The organism is Janibacter sp. GS2 (assembly GCF_051200835.1).
In the GTDB taxonomy this organism is placed as follows: domain Bacteria; phylum Actinomycetota; class Actinomycetes; order Actinomycetales; family Dermatophilaceae; genus Janibacter.
Genome location: NZ_CP195161.1, coordinates 1,589,440 through 1,607,211 on the forward strand (window position 1 = coordinate 1,589,440; position 17,772 = coordinate 1,607,211).

A 17,772-nucleotide genomic window follows, 5' to 3' on the forward strand; every position below is an offset into this window, starting at 1 on the left:
GTCCCTCTCGCCGGTCAGGTGGGCCCGTACCCGCCGATCGACCCGTAGGTCCTGCTGCCGGACATGATCGGCTTGCCGGCGAAGGAGCCGTGCGGGGTGGCATCGCGCCAGAAGGAGTAGAAGGTGCCGTCGCCGTCGTCGGTCACGGGTCCGTGGGCGTACAGGGTGAAGTTGGCGTCGAAGGGCCAGCTGCGCGACCCGCTCGTGCCCATGAGGTAGTCCTTCTGGGTGGCCGACAGGCCCGTGCTGCTCACCCAACCGACCTGGTGGCCGCCCTGGTTCTTCAGCAGGATCGTCTGCCGGTGGGTGCAGTGGCTCGAGACCCATCTCGGGGTGACCGTGCCCTGCGGGCAGTACCAGGAGCGGACGAAGCCGCTGACCGTGCCGTTGTCGGTGCGCAGCTTGACCTGGTGGCGGTTCCCCCGGATCGGTGATCCGAACTCGACGGTCCAGGCGCCGGCGACGACGACCTCCGAGACGGCGTAGCGGTGGTGCGTGGTCGGTGGGGCCGCCGCGCCCGTGGGCGCGGCCTGGGCCGTGGTGGCGAAGACGAGACCGGCGCTGCAGAGTCCGGCCGTGACCAGCGTGCTGAGCATCCGCTTCATGGCGGTGTCCTCTCGGTGGTGGCGGCGCCTCCCCCGTGGAGTCACCCCCTGGATCCATGGACCCACCACCGCTCGCCCCTGTCCATGAGCACTTGTACTCATCTTGGCGACGCCACCTACGATCGGGACATGGTCACCGTATCCTTCCCGGACAGCAGCTGGCTCGAGGACGTCGGACCGATCGAGGGCGTCACCCCGGTCGTCTGGGATCCGCAGGCCGGGCCGCCGGCCGAGGACGTCGAGATCTTCATCGCGCCCTACATGGCTGCACCGCAGCAGATCTCGGTCGTCGCCGACCAGCCCTCGGTGCGGTTGGTGCAGCTGCTCTCCGCCGGCTTCGACGCGGCCCTGCCCGTCCTGCCGGAGGGGGTGTCCCTGGCCAACGCGAAGGGGGTGCACGACGCCGCGACCGCCGAGCTGGCCGTCGCGCTCGTCCTCGCCTCCCAGCGCGGCTTCGACGAGTTCGCGCGGGCCCAGGCGAAGGGGGAGTGGTTGCCGCGCCACTTCCGCCGCGGCCTCGCGGACCAGCGCGTGCTGCTCCTCGGCTACGGCTCCGTCGGCCGGGCGATCGCGGAGCGTCTGGCCCCCTTCGAGGTCTCGCTGACGGCCGTGGCCTCGCGCGCCCGGGACGGTGACGACCTGGTCGAGCACGTCCACGGCATCGACGAGCTGGCCGACCTGCTGCCCGAGCACGACATCGTCATCAGCGTGCTGCCGGGCTCGGACTCGACCACCGGCATCCTCGACCACGCCGTGCTGGCAGCGCTCCCCGACGGCGGGCTCGTCGTCAACGTCGGCCGCGGCAACGCGCTGGTCACCGAGGACGCGCTCAAGCACACGGGTCGGCTGCGGTTCGCTCTCGATGTCACCGACCCCGAGCCGCTGCCCGCCGACCACCCGCTGTGGAGCGAGCCCGGGGTGATCATCAGCCCGCACACCGGTGGGGTGACCGAGGCCTTCCGGCCGCGGATGCTCGCCCTGCTGCGGGAGCAACTGCGTCGGGTCGCCGTCGGGGAGGAGCCCCTCCACGTCGTCGCCCCGCGCTGACCCCCTCTGCGCCGGAGGGGGCCCGGCGACCTGGCCCGGGCCCGCCTCAGTCGAGCTCGACCCGCAGGACCCGGTCGTCCCCCTCCCGCGGTTGCCCGCGTGCGGTGTTGTTGGTGAGCAGCCACAGGCTCCCGTCGGGCGCGCGCTCGACGTCTCGCAGCCGCCCGTGCTCTCCCTCGAGCAGCCGCTCGGGTGTCCCGGCCCGCACCGAGGAGCCCGTGCCGGTCAGCGGGATGCGCCACAGGCTCTCGCCGCGCAGGGCGGCCATGACGATGTTGCCGTCGCCGTCCACGGCGATACCGCTGGGGGAGGCGTCCGCCGGGGACCACGTGGCCACGGGGTCGACGAACTGCGAGCCGTCGTCCCCCTCGCCCTCGACCTCGGGCCAGCCGTAGTTGCCTCCCCTGGTGATGCGGTTGAGCTCGTCCCAGGTGTCCTGCCCGAACTCGCTCGCCCACATCGACCCGTCCTCGCGCCACGCGAGACCCTGGACGTTGCGGTGCCCGCTGGACCACACGGGGGAGTCCGCGTCGGGGTTGCCGGGGGCCGGCTCGCCCTCCGGCGTGATCCGCAGGATCTTGCCGCCGAGGCTGTCCGGGTCCTGGGCGTTGCTGCCGTCGCCGCTGTCGCCGGTCGCGACGTAGAGGTGCCCGTCGGGGCCGAAGGCGATGCGCCCACCGTTGTGCACACCAGCGCTGGGGATGCCGGTGAGGATCGGCTCCGGGTCGCCGAGCCCGTCGTCCTCAAGGGTCATCCGCAGCACGCGGTTGTCCTCATCGGTGGTCGAGTAGACGAAGACGGTGTCGTCCTCCTCGACGTCCGGTGAGACCGCGAGACCGAGCAGGCCCCCTTCGCCATCGGCCGCGACGTCCGGGACCGTGCCGACGGTGGTGGTCCTCCCGTCCTCGATGCGCACGATGCGCGCGCTGTCGCGCAGCGTGACCAGCGCCGAGTCGTCCGGGAGGAAGGCGAGGTCCCAGGGCACGTCGAGGTCGTCGGCGAGGACCTCGCTCCCGGAGACCGTGCCGCTGGTGCTGGCGGGTGTCCCGGAGGAGGACGGGGGATCCCCCCCGCCCGAACAGGCGGCGAGCGTCAGGGCGAGCGCGCCCGCGAGGACCAGGGGACGGGTGCGGTGCGACATGGCACGACGCTACCGCCACGTCAAGGGGTGGAAATGGGACGTGGGCCACGCCACACTCAGGTATGACCACGTCAGCGGAGGACCGAACCCTTGTCCTGTTGCGGCACGCCGAGCCCGAGCCCGGTGGAGTCGACCAGCACGATCGTGAGCGGTCGCTGACCGACCGCGGCCGCGACGAGGCCCAGCTCATCGGCCGGTGGTTGCGTGAGCAGGGGATCGGCTGCGATGCCGTGAAGTGCTCGCCGGCGCTGCGCACCCGGGAGACGATGGCCGAGGTGGCGGCAGCGGGCTGTCCCGAGGCGGAGGTCGAGATCGAGCACCGCCTCTATGACGCACGCGCCGAGGACGTGCTCGCCGTGGCCCGCGAGGCACCGCAGGACGCCTCCGTCCTGCTCGTCGTCGGGCACGCGCCGGGTTTGCCGGGCGCGACGAGCATGCTCGCCGACGGGGAGGGGTCGGAGCAGGCGCACGAGCTGCTCGCCGAGGGATTCCCGCCCGCCGCGGCGGCGGTGCTGCGCTTCTCCGGCCACTGGGGCGACCTCGCCTTCGGGGCGGCCACCCTCGACCGGTTCCACGTCCCGGTCTTCTCCGCCTGAGCGTGTCGGCCACGGCCGGCCGCCTCGTCCCCGCTCAGACGGCGATGACGAGGTGCCGGAAGGTCATGACGACCTCCATCCCCACGTGCTCGTAGAGGGGGAGCGCGCCGGTCCGAGAGTCCGTCGCCAACCCCGCACGGTGCAGGCCACGTCGACGCCCGTCCGTGAAGGCGGCCGCGAGCAGGGCGCGCCCCAGGCCGAGGCCGCGCTGGTCCGCCTGCACCGCCAGCTGGTTGACCCAGACCATCCCGTCCTCGCTGGCGGTGGCCATCGCCGCACCGACGACGACGCCCTCGCGGTCGCGGACGACCTGACGCTGCCACGCGGCGGCGTCGTCGCCCTCGATGAACTCCGCGTGCCAGTCGGCGTAGTCGACCGGCTCCCGGTCGGGCCAGGCGGAGAAGGCGTCATCGACGACGCGGTGCACCCTCGTCAGCTCCTCGTCGCGCGCGAGGCCGATCTCGTAGCCGTCCGGGAGCGGCTGGTGGGCCACGTCGCGGTCGACGGGGAGCTCAAGGGCCCAGGCCTCGTAGGTGACGTGGGCGCCGGCGGCCCGCAGGAAGGCCTCCGCGGGGCTGTCGATCGGGACCGTCTGGCCGACGTGCGGGACCTCGTGCGCGGCCGCGGTGCCGCGGAGCCAGGCGAGCAGCGCCGTCCCGAGCCCTTCGTCGCGGTGGGCGGGGTCGACGACGCCCTCCGCGTGGCCGCGTCCGGCGAGGAGCGCGTAGGCGACGAGGCGCCCCTCGTCCAGGACGGCCACCGAGTGCCGCGCCAGGTCGATGCTGGGTTGGCGCCAGGTGCCCAGCACATCGGCCAGCTCGGTCATCGGCTCCGGCAGGGACTCCCGCTCGGTGGCCCGGCACAGGGCGACCACCGCGCCGGCGTCCGCGACGACGAGGGGGCGGGTGGTCAGGCCGGAGCCCGGTGGCAGGACGAAGGGGGCGGGCGTCACCGGGACAGCCTCCCACCGGCCGAGGGCGTCTCGCAGAGTGGACGCTGCTGTCTCAACCGTTGACACGGCTGCGGTGCCGGGGGACAGTTGTCCCGTGGCACATCTCCTCGTACTTCCCCGGCGCGCTGCCTGAGCGACCCCGTCGCCGACGCAGCGCGCGCCCTTCATGTCCGCACCCGGACTGAGGGGCTTTTTCATGCCGGGAGATGATGCGTGGAGGAGAGACAGATGGCCCGCCCTATCGAAGGACAGACGGTGACTGACACGAGCAGCAGCACCCCGAGCCCGGCCGCGATGGCGCGCCGGACCGAGGCCGCCCGAAGGACGCCCGAGCAGGTGACCGGAGCGCGCAGCCTGGTTCTCGCGCTCGAGAACGTCGGTGCGGACGTCGTCTTCGGCATCCCCGGCGGCGCGATCCTGCCGGCCTACGACCCGCTGATGGACTCGACGAAGGTCCGGCACATCCTCGTGCGCCACGAGCAGGGCGCCGGCCACGCTGCCGAGGGCTATGCCTCGGCCACCGGCCGGGTGGGTGTGTGCATGGCCACGTCCGGCCCGGGGGCGACGAACCTCGTCACCGCCATCGCCGACGCCCACATGGACTCGGTGCCGATGGTCGCGATCACCGGGCAGGTCGCATCCGCCTCGATCGGAACCGACGCCTTCCAGGAGGCGGACATCCGCGGCATCACCATGCCGATCACCAAGCACAACTACCTCGTCACCGACCCCGCGGAGATCCCGCGGGTCATCGCCGAGGCCTTCCACATCGCGAACACCGGCCGACCCGGCCCCGTGCTCGTCGACATCGCCAAGGACGCCCTGCAGGCCACGACCACCTTCAGCTGGCCGCCGCAGATCGCGCTGCCGGGATACCACCCCGTGACCCGCCCGCACGCGAAGCAGATCCGCGAGGCCGTGCGCCTCATGGCCGCCAGCGAGCGACCCGTCCTCTACGCGGGGGGTGGCATCATCCGCGCCGGCGCGCACGATGAGCTGCTGCGTCTCGCCGAGCTCACCGGTATCCCGGTGGTCACGACGCTCATGGCCCGCGGTGCCTTCCCCGACGGACACGACCTGCACCTGGGCATGCCCGGGATGCACGGTTCCGTCGCCGCGGTGACCGGCCTGCAGCGCAGCGACCTGCTCATCGCCGTCGGCGCTCGCTTCGACGACCGGGTCACCGGGCAGCTCTCGTCCTTCGCGCCGGGAGCCAAGGTCATCCACGCCGACATCGATCCGGCCGAGATCTCCAAGAACCGGGTCGCCGACGTGCCGATCGTCGGTGACGCCCGCTCGATCCTCAGCGAGCTCATCACCGCCATCCGCGCCGGTGACGGAGCCGGCGCCGACGTCCGACCGTCGCGGTACGCCGCGTGGGCGTCGACGACGAGCCAGTGGACGAAGGACTACCCGGTCGGGTACCAGGCGACCAGCCCGGACGGACTGATGCCCCAGCAGGTCATCGCGAGGATCGGCGAGGTCGCCGGACCCGAGGCCGTCTACGCCGCGGGCGTGGGTCAGCACCAGATGTGGGCGGCGCAGTTCATCGACTACGAGCGGCCCAACTCCTGGCTCAACTCCGGTGGCGCCGGGACCATGGGCTACGCCGTGCCCGCCGCCATGGGAGCGAAGGTGGGGCAGCCGGACCGCGTCGTGTGGGCCATCGACGGGGACGGCTGCTTCCAGATGACCAACCAGGAGCTGGCCACCTGCGTCATCAACGACATCCCGATCAAGGTCGCCATCATCAACAACTCCAGCCTGGGCATGGTGCGCCAGTGGCAGTCGCTCTTCTACAACGAGCGCTACTCCAACACCGACCTGCACACCTCGGTCGGCAACCGGATCCCGGACTTCGTCAAGCTCGCCGAGGCCTATGGTTGCGTCGGCCTGCGCTGCGAGCGCCCCGAGGACCTCGAGGCGACGATCGCCGAGGCCATGTCGATCAACGACCGACCGGTCGTCGTCGACTTCGTGGTCGAGCGTGACGCCATGGTGTGGCCGATGGTGCCCGCCGGCGTGAGCAATGACGCCATCCAGACCGCCCGTGACGTCGCGCCCGTCTGGGACCGCGAGGAGTCCGAGGCGATCGAGCAACCCGAAGACGCCGACCACAGCGCAGACCAGGGCGAGCGAGGCAGCCGATGAACACCAAGCACACCCTCTCCGTCCTCGTCGAGAACAAGCCGGGTGTCCTCACCCGGATCTCGGCGCTGTTCTCCCGCAGGGGGTTCAACATCGACTCCCTGGCGGTCGGCCCGACCGAGCATCCGGAGATCTCCCGGATGACCGTCGTCGTCGACGTCGACCTGCTCCCGCTGGAGCAGGTGACCAAGCAGCTGAACAAGCTCGTCGAGGTCCTCAAGGTCGTCGAGCTCGACCCGCTGTCCTCGGTGACCAGCCAGGTCGTCCTCGTGAAGGTCCGCGCCGAGGCGAGCAACCGCAGCGGGATCCTCGAGACCGCGCAGATGTTCAAGGCGAAGATCGTCGACACCACTCCCGACGCCGTGACCCTGCAGGTCTACGGCAACTCGGACAAGATCGCGGCGATGCTCGAGATCCTCCAGCCGTACGGCATCAAGGAACTCGTCCAGTCCGGCGTCGTCGCCATCGGTCGCGGACCGCGGTCCATCACCGACCGGTCCAGACACTGACCCCCTTCGTCACCGACTCGCCCGTCGCGAGACGATGACGACCAGAGCACGGACCCGCACCACCGACCACACCAGGAGAGATGAGCCAGATGGCCGAACTGATCTACGACGACGACGCCGACCTGTCGGTCATCCAGGGACGCAAGGTGGCCGTCATCGGCTACGGCTCCCAGGGGCACGCCCACGCGCTCAACCTGCGCGACAGCGGTGTTGACGTGCGCGTCGGCCTCAAGGAGGGCAGCTCCTCGCGCGCCAAGGCGGAGAACGAGGGGCTGACCGTCCTCACCGCGCGCGCCGCCGCCGCCGAGGCGGACGTCGTCGTCATCCTCGCGCCCGACCAGGTCCAGCGCCACCTCTACGCCGAGGACATCGCGCCGGTCCTCAACGAGGGCGACGTCCTCGTCTTCGGGCACGGCTTCAACATCCGCTACGACTACATCCAGCCCCCGGCCGGCGTCGACGTCATCCTCGTCGCGCCGAAGGCCCCGGGCCACACCGTCCGTCGCGAGTTCGTCGACGGCCGCGGCATCCCGGACATCATCGCCGTGGAGCAGGACGCGTCGGGCCAGGCCTGGGAGATCGCCAAGGCCTACGCCAAGGGCATCGGTGGCACCCGCGCGGGCGTCATCAAGACGACCTTCACCGAGGAGACCGAGACCGATCTCTTCGGCGAGCAGGCCGTGCTCTGTGGTGGCATCTCGCACCTCGTCCAGGCGGGCTTCGAGACGCTGACCGAGGCCGGCTACCAGCCCGAGATCGCGTACTTCGAGGTCCTCCACGAGGTCAAGCTCATCGTCGACCTGATGTTCGAGGGCGGCATCGCGAAGCAGCGCTGGTCCGTCTCGGACACGGCCGAGTACGGCGACTACGTCTCCGGGCCGCGCGTCATCGACGGGCGGGTCAAGGAGAGCATGCAGGGGATCCTCGCCGACATCCAGGACGGCTCCTTCGCCCAGCGCTTCATCGACGACCAGGACAACGGTGCCGCCGAGTTCCAGCAGCTGCGCGAGAAGGAGGCCGGTCACCCCATCGAGGCCACCGGCAAGAAGCTGCGCTCGCACTTCGCGTGGCAGCAGAGCGACGACGACTACACCGAGGGGTCGGCCGCTCGCTGACCCACGGTCCCTGAGGTCCTCCAGGGGGCGCCCACCGGCTCACCGGCCGGGGGCGCCCCCTGAGTCGTCTGCGGGGCCATCCGGAGGACGACGGGGGAGCGGGCCTACCCGGCGAGGTGGCCCCAGCGCGTCGAGAGCATCTCCCACGGTCCGACGTCGGCGACCTGGCCGTCGACGAGGACGACGACCCGGTCCGCCCGGGCCAGGGCCGCCCGCTTCGACGTCGCGCCGATGACCGTCGTCCCGCGCTCGCGCAGCGCCTGCCACAGCTCGATCTCCGTGGTGGCGTCGAGGGCGCTCGAGACGTCGTCGGCGAGGAGGAGGTCCGCCTCGGTGGCCAGGGCCCGCGCCAGGGCGAGTCGTTGCACCTGGCCACCCGAGAGGCGCACCCCTCGCTGGCCGACGATCGCGTGGCTGCCCCCGGCCTCGTCGATGTCGGCGCCGAGGCGCGCATCGGCGATCGGGACGTCGAAGGGACGTCCGTGCCCGAGACGGACGTTGTCGCCGAAGCTTCCCGACAGCACCCGCGGCACCTGGGCCACGTACGAGACCTGACCGGGGCGCATGAAGGTCTGCACGTCCTCGACCTCGCGGTCATTCCACCGCAGGGAACCGCGGTGGTCGATGAGGCCGGCGAGCGCCGACATCAGACTGGACTTGCCGGAGCCCACCCGCCCCACGAGCAGCACGAGCTCACCGGCGGTGAGGCTCAGATCCACGTCGGCGACCCCGATCGTGCCGTCGTCGTGCACCGCGGTCAGGCCCTGCAGCTCGATCCGCTCCAACGCGACCTTGCCCGCCGCTGCAGGAGCGGGCGCCTCACCGGAGACGAGGTCGACCCCCGGTGGCAGGTCCATGAGGTCGACGCCACCGGCAAAACGGCTCGTCTCCACCTGCCAGGCGCGGGTCCCGGGCGCCTCGGTGACGACCATCCCGGCCACGCGGCCGAACCAGTCGAAACCGGCCACGGCACTGGCGACGAGGAGGGTGGTGGCCAGACCCCACCCGCCGGCGACGTGGATCGCCCACGTCGCCACGAGCCCGCACTGGACCATGACCATCGGCACTCCCTGGAGGAAGGCCTGGATCCGGTGCTCCGTGACCGCCGCGTCGACCCGCCCGGAGTCGACCTCGCCCAGGTGGCGACGCACGAAGGGGGTGGCCGCCGCGAGCTTGACGGTGCGCATCGACTCCAGCGCGGAGACGAGGGACCGGCCGAAGCGGCTCCTGGCGGTCGACGCGGCGGCCGCCGAACGACCGGCTGCGGGACGACCCAGTGCCGAGGCGAGGGCGGAGGTGATCATGACGGTGAGCAGCACGGCTCCGGCCACCCACGTCCCGGCGAGCAGCGTGGTGACGGCGGCGATGACCAGGCCGTTGATGAAGTCCACCCACCGGTCGGCGTAGCGCGAGTAGCGGTCGGCGTCCATGGAGCGCGCGACGACCTCGCCCGGAGGGGTGCGCGGGAGCCGCCACTGGCTGGTCTGGCCGTGGAGGACGGACATGCGGGTGCGCAGCATGACCTCGATCCACCACCGGGGGTAGAGGACGAAGGCCTCCGCCAGGGCGATCGGCATGAGCAGCAGGCTGGCGACCAGCGCGACGGTGAGCAGCCAGGGCGTCTCGCCGCGCTGCAGGCCCTCGACGACGTGCCCCCAGATGAGTCCGGTGACCGCGCCCTGGGCGCCGATGAGGGAGCCGAGGAGGAAGAGACCGGCCCCGGCGAGGCCCCACTTCGGGCGCAGGGTCAGCGCGTGGAGGATGCCCCGGGCCAGGGACGGGCCCTCGCCCACCTCCTGCACGAGTGGTGCACGGTCCGATCGTCGGCGCCCGCCGGTCGGGGCGGCCACGCCCTCCGCGGCCTCGTCCGACGTCGAACGACTCGCGAGCAGCAGATCTGCGAAGGGCCCCGGCTGGCGGGCCAGCTCGGCGCGCGAGCCGTGCTGGACGAGACGACCGTGGTCGAGCACCGCGACGTGCGAGGCGCGCTCGATGGTCCCGAGCCGGTGCGCGATGAGCACGCCGGTGCGTCCGCGCAGCAGCCGGTCGGCCGCGCCGACGACGCGTCGCTCGGTGGCCGGGTCCATGCGTGCGGTGGCCTCGTCGAGGACGACGAGACGCACATCGCGCACGAGCAGACGGGCGAAGGCGACGAGCTGCTCCTCACCGGCGGAGAGGGTCGTGCCGCCGGGACCGAGCAGGGTGTCGAGGCCGTCGGGCAGGTCCGCCACCCAGCCGTGGAGCCCGAGCTCGGTGATCGCGTGCTCGACCTGGCCCCGCGGCAGCTCGGCGAAGAGGGCGATGTTCTCGGCCAGCGTGCCGGCCAGGATCTCGGTGCGCTGCGTGACCACCCCGACGCTGCGACGCAGCTGCTGCAGGTCGAGGTCGAGGACGTCGACGCCCCCGAGCAGGACGCTCCCGCGCGGCGGCTCGATCGCCCGGGAGACGAGGGAGGCGAGCGTCGACTTGCCCGAGCCGGTCCGACCGACGAAGGCGGTGGTCTCTCCTGCGGGCACGGTCAGGTCCACACCGTGCAGCGCGAACGTCCCCTCGTCATAGGCGAAGTCGAGGTCGCGGAACTCCAGGGACAGGGCGGCGTCGGGCGGGACGTCGCGCCCCCCTTCGGGCTCCGGCTCCACCGCGAGCATCTGCCGCAGCCGCATGATGGCCCCCAGGCCCTCCTGCAGCTCCGGGAGGTTGTTGGCCAGCTGGGCGATCTGTCCCACGAAGGTCGCCGTGACGAGGAAGAGGGTGACCAGCCCGGACACCGGGATGGAGCCACCCGAGGCCACGGCCACACCGGCCACGGCGATGCCGGCGAGCAGCGCGTGGAGCAGGACACCGGCCCGGCGGGCGAGCCGACGCTCGACCACGAGGACGGCGTGCATCTGCCGGTGCACCTGCGCAGAGAGGGCGGCGAGGCGTTGGACCATGTGGGCCTGCCCGAGGCTGGTGCGCAGGTCGTCACGACCGGCGATGCCCTCCTCCAGCGCGCTCGCGTGGTCGGTCCAGGCCATCTCCTCGATCACCTTCAGCCGGGCGATCTCCCCGAGGAGGGGACGGACGGCGAGGGCGGTGAGCAGCCCGAGGAGGGGGAAGAGCAGCCACGCCGGCCACCACGTCACCCCGGCGACGATCCACATCGGGAGGACGGCGAAGGCCGCCCGGAAGAACATCCACAGCTGCCAGCGCACGACATTGCCGACCTCGTGGGTGTCGTCGTCGATGCGGTCGAGGATCTCGCCGACGGCCTGCTCCGACAGCACGGCGACGGGCTGGCGCAGGGCGGCATCGAGCAGGTCCTCGCGCAGGCGTCCCTCGGCGCGGTCGGAGAGCCCGACCCAGGCGAACTTGCCGGCGGTGTCGATGAGTGAACCACCGACGACACAGAGGGCGAGGAGCCACACGAGGGCGCTCGTCGGGTCCGCGGCCAGCTGGCCCATGACCACCGTGCCCAGGGTCATGGCGACGGCCGCGATCGCGGCGCACACCAGGGCCCCGATCGCCACGGGGGAGTGCACGCGTCGCCAGTCGACGCTCCGGGAGGTCGCTGTGGGAGGCGGGGTCGGGGGCGTCGCCGGCGCGTCGTGGGTGCGGGCGATCGTCTGTGTCATGGCCCGTCGAGCCTATGCCCGGGGGCCGACAGCGCGCCTGCGACTTTTCGCCGCCCGACCCGTGGCGAGTGGTCGCTACCCGGGCGGCAAAGGAGCCACGGCCCAGGGGTCGGTGACGAGGTCGGCCTCGATGACCGCGAGGCGGAGGCGCTCGCGCCGCCCGTGATCGGTCAGCCGCTCGTGGGTGAGGTCGGCGGCGAGGTGGGGCAGGCGCTCGGCCAGCCAGGCGAGGACGTCCTCCTGCGAGCGAAGGGGGAGGACCTCCCCTTCCTCGGCGAGCAGGCCGTGGTCGCTGACGTACACCTGGGCGCCGACGACCGGGCCGCCCGCCCACGTGCACGCGGAGGTGAGGACCTCCCGGCGGTAGTTCGGCTCCGTCTCGTCGAGACGGGTCAGCTGTGCCTCGTCGAACCAGCCGACGGCGAGCTCGCTGCGGACGCCGGGGACACGGGCCGGTGCCGCCGCGACGAAGCCACGGGTCGCGACCTGGGCGAAGTGGCCGACGGTGATGTCCTCGACGACCGCCGGCGCGAGGGGCAGCCCGGGCTCGAGCAGGTCGCCGAGCTTGGTGACGAGGACGTCGGGGGAGGCATTCGAGCCGACGGCGACCACGGGCGTGCGTGCGGCGAGCGCCGGGGTCGAGGGGAGCGGCCCCACCTCGAGGCCACCCGGACGGAGGACGCCGGTGACGGGCGGCACCGCCCACGGGTAGTCACGAGGATGCATCCCACCAGCGTAGTTGGCCGACGTCCAAGGGGTGGATGGGGCGTATCGCAGAGCGGACCTGCGGGCCTACCGTGGGGGGATCGACGTGAGACCCACGACGGTCAGCCACCCACCACTCCCGTGCAGGAGTCCCCATGAGCGATGAAGCCACCGAGTTCCGCCGCGCCCTCCAGGAGAGCCTGGACCGGCGCGAGCAGGGCAGCGACGAGTAGCACTGCCCCACACCGCGTGTCCTCCCGGAGACCGCCTCGGCCCGACCGGCCGGGGCGGTCTCTGATGTGAGATGGAGTGTCAGGAATCGGACGGGCGAACTAGCGTTGGCCCCATGCCTCAGCTTCGATCCCGCACCACGACCCACGGACGCAACATGGCGGGGGCGCGTGCCCTCTGGCGCGCGACCGGTATGGGGGAGAACGACTTCGGCAAGCCGATCGTGGCGATCGCCAACTCCTTCACCCAGTTCGTGCCCGGACACGTCCACCTCAAGGACATGGGCCAGCTCGTCGCCGGTGCGATCGAGGAGGCCGGGGGAGTCGGCAAGGAGTTCAACACCATCGCCGTCGACGACGGCATCGCGATGGGGCACGCCGGGATGCTCTACTCGCTGCCGAGTCGCGAGATCATCGCCGACTCCGTCGAGTACATGGTCCAGGCGCACTGCGCCGACGCCCTGGTGTGCATCTCCAACTGCGACAAGATCACGCCGGGCATGCTGCTCGCCGCGCTGCGGCTGAACATCCCCACCGTCTTCGTCTCCGGCGGGCCGATGGAGGCCGGCAAGGCGATCATCGGTGAGGAGGGTGAGGCCTACACCCGCCTCGACCTGGTCGACGCGATGGTCAAGGCCGTCGACGACAGCGTCACCGACGACGAGATGACCACCATCGAGCAGACGGCATGCCCGACCTGCGGTTCCTGCTCGGGCATGTTCACCGCCAACTCGATGAACTGCCTCACCGAGGCGCTCGGTCTCTCCCTTCCCGGCAACGGCTCGACCCTGGCCACGGCCGAGGCCCGCCGCGACCTCTTCCTCGACGCCGGTCGCCTCGTCGTCGACCTGTGCCGTGACTACTACGACGGCGACGACGAGTCCGTCCTGCCGCGCTCCATCGCCGGCAAGCCCGCCTTCGCCAATGCGATGCGCCTCGACATCGCCATGGGGGGCTCGACCAACACGATCCTCCACCTGCTCGCCGCGGCCCAGGAGGCCGGCGTCGACTTCGACCAGCAGGACATCGACGCCCTCTCCCGGGAGACGCCGTGCCTGGTCAAGGTCGCGCCCAACTCGCCCGACTTCTACATGGAGGACGTCCACCGCGCCGGTGGCATCCCCGCGATCCTCGGGGAGCTGGACCGGGGCGGGATGCTCGAGCGCGGCGTGCGTTCGGTGCACAGCACGAGCCTCGAGCAGTGGCTCTCCGACTGGGACATCCGCTCCGGCAGCACGACGGACACGGCCACCGAGCTCTTCCACGCGGCCCCCGGCGGGGTGCGCACGACGCAGGCCTTCTCCTCGACGAACCGGTGGACGAGCCTGGACACCGATGCGGAGAACGGCTGCATCCACTCCGTCGAGCACGCCTACTCCAGCGAGGGTGGGCTCGCCGTCCTCACGGGCAACCTCGCGCCCGACGGCTGCATCGTCAAGACCGCCGGCGTCCCCGAGCACCAGTGGAACTTCTCCGGCCCGGCCAAGGTGGCCGAGTCCCAGGAGGACGCGGTGACGATGATCCTGTCGAAGGAGATCCAGGAGGGCGACGTCGTCGTCATCCGCTACGAGGGCCCGAAGGGGGGACCCGGCATGCAGGAGATGCTCTACCCGACGTCCTACCTCAAGGGCACCGGGCTCGGCCCGAAGTGCGCCCTGATCACCGACGGTCGCTTCTCCGGCGGCTCCTCGGGCCTGTCGATCGGCCACGTCTCCCCGGAGGCCGGCGCCGGTGGCGCCATCGGCCTCGTGCAGGACGGTGACGTCATCGAGTTCGACATCCCCGGTCGTCGGGTGCAGCTGCTCGTCGACGACGAGGAGCTGCAGCGTCGCCGCACGGAGCAGGACGCGAAGGGGTGGGCCCCGGTCGACCGGGACCGTCCGATCTCCCCGGCGCTGAAGATCTTCGCGAAGTTCGCCCAGTCCGCGGACAAGGGCGCCGCACGACTCGTCGACTGATCGAGCCGCGCGTCCGTATCGCGGGACGAGGGGTTCACATGTCGGGACGGCCACCTAGCCTGAGCCCATGACCGACGTGCAGCAGACGAGCTTTGACATCGCCGTCATCGGCGGGGACGGGATCGGCCCGGAGGTGGTCGCCGAGGGGTGCAAGGTCCTCGACGCGACCGGGGTGCGGGTCAGCACCACCGAGTACGACCTCGGTGCCCGGCGCTGGCACGCCACCGGCGAGACCCTGCCGGACTCCGTCGTGGGCGAGCTGCGCGGTCACGACGGCATCCTCCTGGGCGCCATCGGCGACCCCGGCGTCCCGAGCGGCGTCCTCGAGCGGGGCGTGCTGCTCCCCCTTCGCTTTGCGCTGGACCACTACGTCAACCTGCGCCCGGCCAAGCTCTTCCCCGGGGTCACCAGCCCGCTGTCCACCGCGGTCACCGACAAGGGGCTCGACTTCGTCGTCGTCCGTGAGGGCACCGAGGGGCCGTACGTCGGCAACGGTGGCGCCCTGCGGGTGGGCACCCCCCACGAGGTCGCGACCGAGGTCAGCGTCAACACCCGCTTCGGCATCGAGCGCGTGGTGCGGGACGCCTTCGCCCGCGCCCAGGCGCGTCCGCGCCGGCACCTGACGCTGGTGCACAAGCACAACGTGCTCACCCACGCGGGTCACCTGTGGCGGCGCACCGTCGACGAGGTCGGTGAGGAGTTCCCCGACGTCGAGACCGCCTACCAGCACGTCGACGCGGCGACGATCTTCCTGGCCACCGACCCGGCGCGCTTCGACGTCATCGTCACCGACAACCTCTTCGGCGACATCATCACCGACATCGCCGCAGCGGTCGCCGGGGGCATCGGCCTTGCCGCCAGCGGCAACATCAACCCGACCCGGCAGGCGCCGAGCATGTTCGAGCCGGTCCACGGCTCGGCCCCGGACATCGCCGGTCAGGGCACGGCCGACCCGACCGCCGCGATCCTCTCCGCGGCGATGCTTCTGGACCATCTCGGCCGGCCCGAGGACTCCGCCCGGGTCGAGGCCGCGGTCGCCGCGGACCTCGCCGGACGCACCGGCGAGCGCTCCACCGGCGAGATCGGCGACGCCATCGCGGCACGACTCTGAGACCTCGCCTCCGGGAGGTAGCCTGCGGGGCACACCAGTACCTCGAGGAGACGTGTCACCGATGACCCCTGAGCTGACCTTCACCACCACCCGCACCGACATCTCCGTCCCCGCCGGCGAGCGCGAGCAGATCCTCGCCAACCCCGGCTTCGGTGCCTACTTCACCGACCACATGGTCACCGCGACGTGGACCAAGGGCCAGGGCTGGCACGGCGGTGAGGTGCGCCCCTTCGGCCCCCTGCAGATCAGCCCCGCGGCCGCGGTCCTGCACTACGCGCAGGAGGTCTTCGAGGGGATGAAGGCCTACCGCCACGCGGACGGGTCGGTGTGGACCTTCCGGCCGGACCGCAACGCGGCCCGGATGGCCCGCAGCTGCGAGCGACTGGCGTTGCCGGTGCTCTCGGAGGAGGACTTCGTCGCCGGGATCCGCGCGCTCGTCGAGATCGACCAGAGCTGGGTGCCCGCCTACGGCACCGGTGAGACGAGCCTCTACCTGCGCCCCTTCATGTTCGCCTCCGAGGCCTTCCTCGGGGTCCGTCCGGCGAACGAGGTGACCTTCTCGGTCATCGCCAGCCCGGCCGGCTCCTACTTCCCCGGCGGTCTGAAGCCCATCACCCTGTGGATCAGCCAGGACTACGCCCGCGCCGGCAGCGGCGGCACCGGCGCCGCCAAGTGCGGCGGCAACTACGCCTCCTCCCTCGCGGGCCAGCTCGAGGGCATCGCCCAGGGCTGCGACCAGGCGGTCTTCCTCGACTCCTCGACGCAGACCTACATCGAGGAGCTCGGCGGGATGAACCTCTTCTTCGTCACCAAGGACGGCCGCCTGCGCACCCCCGCGCTCACCGGCTCGATCCTCGAGGGCGTCACCCGCGACTCGATCCTCGAGATCGCCCCGGACCTCGGGCTGAAGCCCGAGGAGTCGCGCATCGGGATCGACGAGTGGAAGGACGGCGTCGCCTCCGGTGAGATCACCGAGGTCTTCGCCTGCGGCACCGCCGCCGTCATCACCCCCGTCGGCGAGCTGCGCTGGGACGGCGGGTCCGCGCCCTCCACCGCCGGAGCCGAAGGGGGAGAGATCACCCGGACCATCCGCCAGGCCCTCCTCGACATCCAGTACGGCGTCGCGGAGGACACCCGCGGCTGGATGACCCGGCTGGCCTGAGCCCGCTCGGTGCGGCCCCCGCTGCGCGTGATCCCGCGCCTCATCGCGACCGACCTCGACGGCACCCTGCTGCGCAGCGACGGGACCGTCTCGGGGCGGTCCGTCGCCGCCCTGCGTGCCGTCGCCGACGCGGGGCTGGAGACCGTGCTCGTCACCGCGCGGCCACCGCGCTGGCTCGACGAGCTCGCCCACGTCGTCGGCGCCCGCGGGACCGCGCTCTGCGGCAACGGCGCCTTCCGCTACGACGTCGTCGGACGGCGCGTCGTCGGTGAGCGCACCATCGGGCGGGAGGTCGTCACCGAGATCGTGCGGGACCTGCGCGAGCAGGTCCCGGGGACCGGCTTCGCCGCCGAGCGGCACAGCGGCCTCGCGGCGGAGAGCATGTTCGCCGCGATCCACGACCACCCCGAGGACCTCGTGACGACCTCGGAGATCGAGCTGCTCGAGGATGCCGCGGTGGGCAAGCTCCTCGCCCGCAACCCGCACCTGAGCGACGAGGAGTTCATCGAGGTGGCCACCGAGGTCATCGGCGACCGCGCGGTCGTCTCGTTCTCGGGTGCCGGCGGGCTGGCCGAGATCTCCGCCGTCGGGGTGACCAAGGCCGTCGCCCTCGCGGAGTGGTGCGACGAGCTGGGCATCACGGCGCAGGACGTCTGGGCCTTCGGTGACATGCCCAACGACCTGCCGATGCTCACCTGGGCCGGCCGCTCCTTCGCCGTCGCGAATGCCCACGACGAGGTCCGGGCGGCCGCGACCGATCACTGCCCGGGCAACGACGACGACGGCGTGGCCGTGGTCCTGGAGACGCTCCTCGACCGTTGAGCGCATGACTGAAAGGTCCATCGGCGAACCATTGACGCCGATCCGGCCCGGTGGAAT

Annotated in this window: 14 protein-coding genes; 9 read left to right on the forward strand and 5 right to left on the reverse strand. The window is 71.9% G+C overall.

The window, feature by feature from the left end; genetic code table 11:
• Window positions 1-14 precede the first annotated feature (14 nt).
• Window positions 15-605, reverse strand: a complete 591-nt coding sequence (locus ACR9E9_RS07780; RefSeq protein ID WP_435203332.1) for a hypothetical protein — start codon at window positions 603-605, stop codon at window positions 15-17.
• 129 nt (window positions 606-734) lie between these two features.
• Here ACR9E9_RS07780 and ACR9E9_RS07785 point away from each other — a divergent pair, with 129 nt between their 5' ends.
• Window positions 735-1,652: a 2-hydroxyacid dehydrogenase gene (locus ACR9E9_RS07785; RefSeq protein ID WP_435203334.1), complete on the forward strand. Its 918-nt coding sequence runs from the start codon at window positions 735-737 to the stop codon at window positions 1,650-1,652.
• 46 nt (window positions 1,653-1,698) lie between these two features.
• On the opposite strand, the gene ACR9E9_RS07790 is transcribed toward ACR9E9_RS07785, so the two are convergent.
• The gene (locus ACR9E9_RS07790; protein WP_435203336.1) at window positions 1,699-2,793 is read right to left on the reverse strand and encodes a PQQ-dependent sugar dehydrogenase; all 1,095 of its coding nucleotides are present in this window, start codon (window positions 2,791-2,793) and stop codon (window positions 1,699-1,701) included.
• Between the two features lie 62 nt (window positions 2,794-2,855).
• On the opposite strand from ACR9E9_RS07790, the gene ACR9E9_RS07795 reads away from it, so the two are divergent.
• Complete coding sequence (locus tag ACR9E9_RS07795) at window positions 2,856-3,389, forward strand: SixA phosphatase family protein (protein ID WP_435203338.1); 534 nt, start codon at window positions 2,856-2,858, stop codon at window positions 3,387-3,389.
• Between the two features lie 34 nt (window positions 3,390-3,423).
• Here the strand turns inward: ACR9E9_RS07795 and ACR9E9_RS07800 are convergent, their stop codons facing one another.
• Window positions 3,424-4,341: a GNAT family N-acetyltransferase gene (locus tag ACR9E9_RS07800; RefSeq protein WP_435203340.1), complete on the reverse strand. Its 918-nt coding sequence runs from the start codon at window positions 4,339-4,341 to the stop codon at window positions 3,424-3,426.
• Window positions 4,342-4,635: 294 nt separating this feature from the next.
• On the opposite strand from ACR9E9_RS07800, the gene ACR9E9_RS07805 reads away from it, so the two are divergent.
• The 3 genes from ACR9E9_RS07805 (at window position 4,636) to ilvC (ending at window position 8,113) form a co-directional block, all read left to right on the forward strand.
• Window positions 4,636-6,492 (forward strand): acetolactate synthase large subunit, encoded by a 1,857-nt coding sequence (locus ACR9E9_RS07805; protein WP_435203609.1) that lies wholly within the window; start codon window positions 4,636-4,638, stop codon window positions 6,490-6,492.
• Window positions 6,489-6,998 (forward strand): acetolactate synthase small subunit, encoded by a 510-nt coding sequence (gene ilvN, locus ACR9E9_RS07810; protein WP_435203342.1) that lies wholly within the window; start codon window positions 6,489-6,491, stop codon window positions 6,996-6,998. The genes ACR9E9_RS07805 and ilvN overlap by 4 nt, the downstream gene beginning before the upstream one ends.
• An 89-nt stretch (window positions 6,999-7,087) precedes the next feature.
• Entirely contained in the window at window positions 7,088-8,113 is a 1,026-nt protein-coding gene (ilvC, locus tag ACR9E9_RS07815) for a ketol-acid reductoisomerase (RefSeq protein ID WP_435203344.1), read from the forward strand.
• Between the two features lie 104 nt (window positions 8,114-8,217).
• Here the strand turns inward: ilvC and ACR9E9_RS07820 are convergent, their stop codons facing one another.
• Entirely contained in the window at window positions 8,218-11,727 is a 3,510-nt protein-coding gene (locus ACR9E9_RS07820) for an ATP-binding cassette domain-containing protein (protein WP_435203346.1), read from the reverse strand.
• A gap of 75 nt (window positions 11,728-11,802) precedes the next feature.
• Complete coding sequence (locus ACR9E9_RS07825; RefSeq protein ID WP_435203348.1) at window positions 11,803-12,453, reverse strand: hypothetical protein; 651 nt, start codon at window positions 12,451-12,453, stop codon at window positions 11,803-11,805.
• A 325-nt stretch (window positions 12,454-12,778) separates the two neighbouring features.
• Here ACR9E9_RS07825 and ilvD point away from each other — a divergent pair, with 325 nt between their 5' ends.
• The 4 genes from ilvD (at window position 12,779) to ACR9E9_RS07845 (ending at window position 17,715) form a co-directional block, all read left to right on the forward strand.
• Window positions 12,779-14,620 (forward strand): dihydroxy-acid dehydratase, encoded by a 1,842-nt coding sequence (gene ilvD, locus ACR9E9_RS07830; RefSeq protein ID WP_435203350.1) that lies wholly within the window; start codon window positions 12,779-12,781, stop codon window positions 14,618-14,620.
• Window positions 14,621-14,687: 67 nt separating this feature from the next.
• Window positions 14,688-15,731 (forward strand): 3-isopropylmalate dehydrogenase, encoded by a 1,044-nt coding sequence (locus ACR9E9_RS07835; protein WP_435203352.1) that lies wholly within the window; start codon window positions 14,688-14,690, stop codon window positions 15,729-15,731.
• 61 nt (window positions 15,732-15,792) lie between these two features.
• Complete coding sequence (locus tag ACR9E9_RS07840; RefSeq protein WP_435203354.1) at window positions 15,793-16,893, forward strand: branched-chain amino acid aminotransferase; 1,101 nt, start codon at window positions 15,793-15,795, stop codon at window positions 16,891-16,893.
• A 9-nt stretch (window positions 16,894-16,902) separates the two neighbouring features.
• Complete coding sequence (locus tag ACR9E9_RS07845; RefSeq protein ID WP_435203356.1) at window positions 16,903-17,715, forward strand: HAD family hydrolase; 813 nt, start codon at window positions 16,903-16,905, stop codon at window positions 17,713-17,715.
• The last annotated feature ends 57 nt before the right edge of the window (window positions 17,716-17,772 follow it).

Coding starts and splice junctions, on each gene's coding strand:
- ACR9E9_RS07795 (WP_435203338.1), top strand. CDS start 2,856: ATGACCACGTCAGCGGAGGACCGAACCCTTGTCCTGTTGCGGCACGCC.
- ilvN (WP_435203342.1), top strand. CDS start 6,489: ATGAACACCAAGCACACCCTCTCCGTCCTCGTCGAGAACAAGCCGGGT.
- ACR9E9_RS07825 (WP_435203348.1), bottom strand. CDS start 12,453: ATGCATCCTCGTGACTACCCGTGGGCGGTGCCGCCCGTCACCGGCGTC.
- ilvD (WP_435203350.1), top strand. CDS start 12,779: ATGCCTCAGCTTCGATCCCGCACCACGACCCACGGACGCAACATGGCG.
- ilvC (WP_435203344.1), top strand. CDS start 7,088: ATGGCCGAACTGATCTACGACGACGACGCCGACCTGTCGGTCATCCAG.
- ACR9E9_RS07840 (WP_435203354.1), top strand. CDS start 15,793: ATGACCCCTGAGCTGACCTTCACCACCACCCGCACCGACATCTCCGTC.
- ACR9E9_RS07835 (WP_435203352.1), top strand. CDS start 14,688: ATGACCGACGTGCAGCAGACGAGCTTTGACATCGCCGTCATCGGCGGG.
- ACR9E9_RS07785 (WP_435203334.1), top strand. CDS start 735: ATGGTCACCGTATCCTTCCCGGACAGCAGCTGGCTCGAGGACGTCGGA.
- ACR9E9_RS07805 (WP_435203609.1), top strand. CDS start 4,636: ATGGCGCGCCGGACCGAGGCCGCCCGAAGGACGCCCGAGCAGGTGACC.
- ACR9E9_RS07780 (WP_435203332.1), bottom strand. CDS start 605: ATGAAGCGGATGCTCAGCACGCTGGTCACGGCCGGACTCTGCAGCGCC.
- ACR9E9_RS07790 (WP_435203336.1), bottom strand. CDS start 2,793: ATGTCGCACCGCACCCGTCCCCTGGTCCTCGCGGGCGCGCTCGCCCTG.
- ACR9E9_RS07820 (WP_435203346.1), bottom strand. CDS start 11,727: ATGACACAGACGATCGCCCGCACCCACGACGCGCCGGCGACGCCCCCG.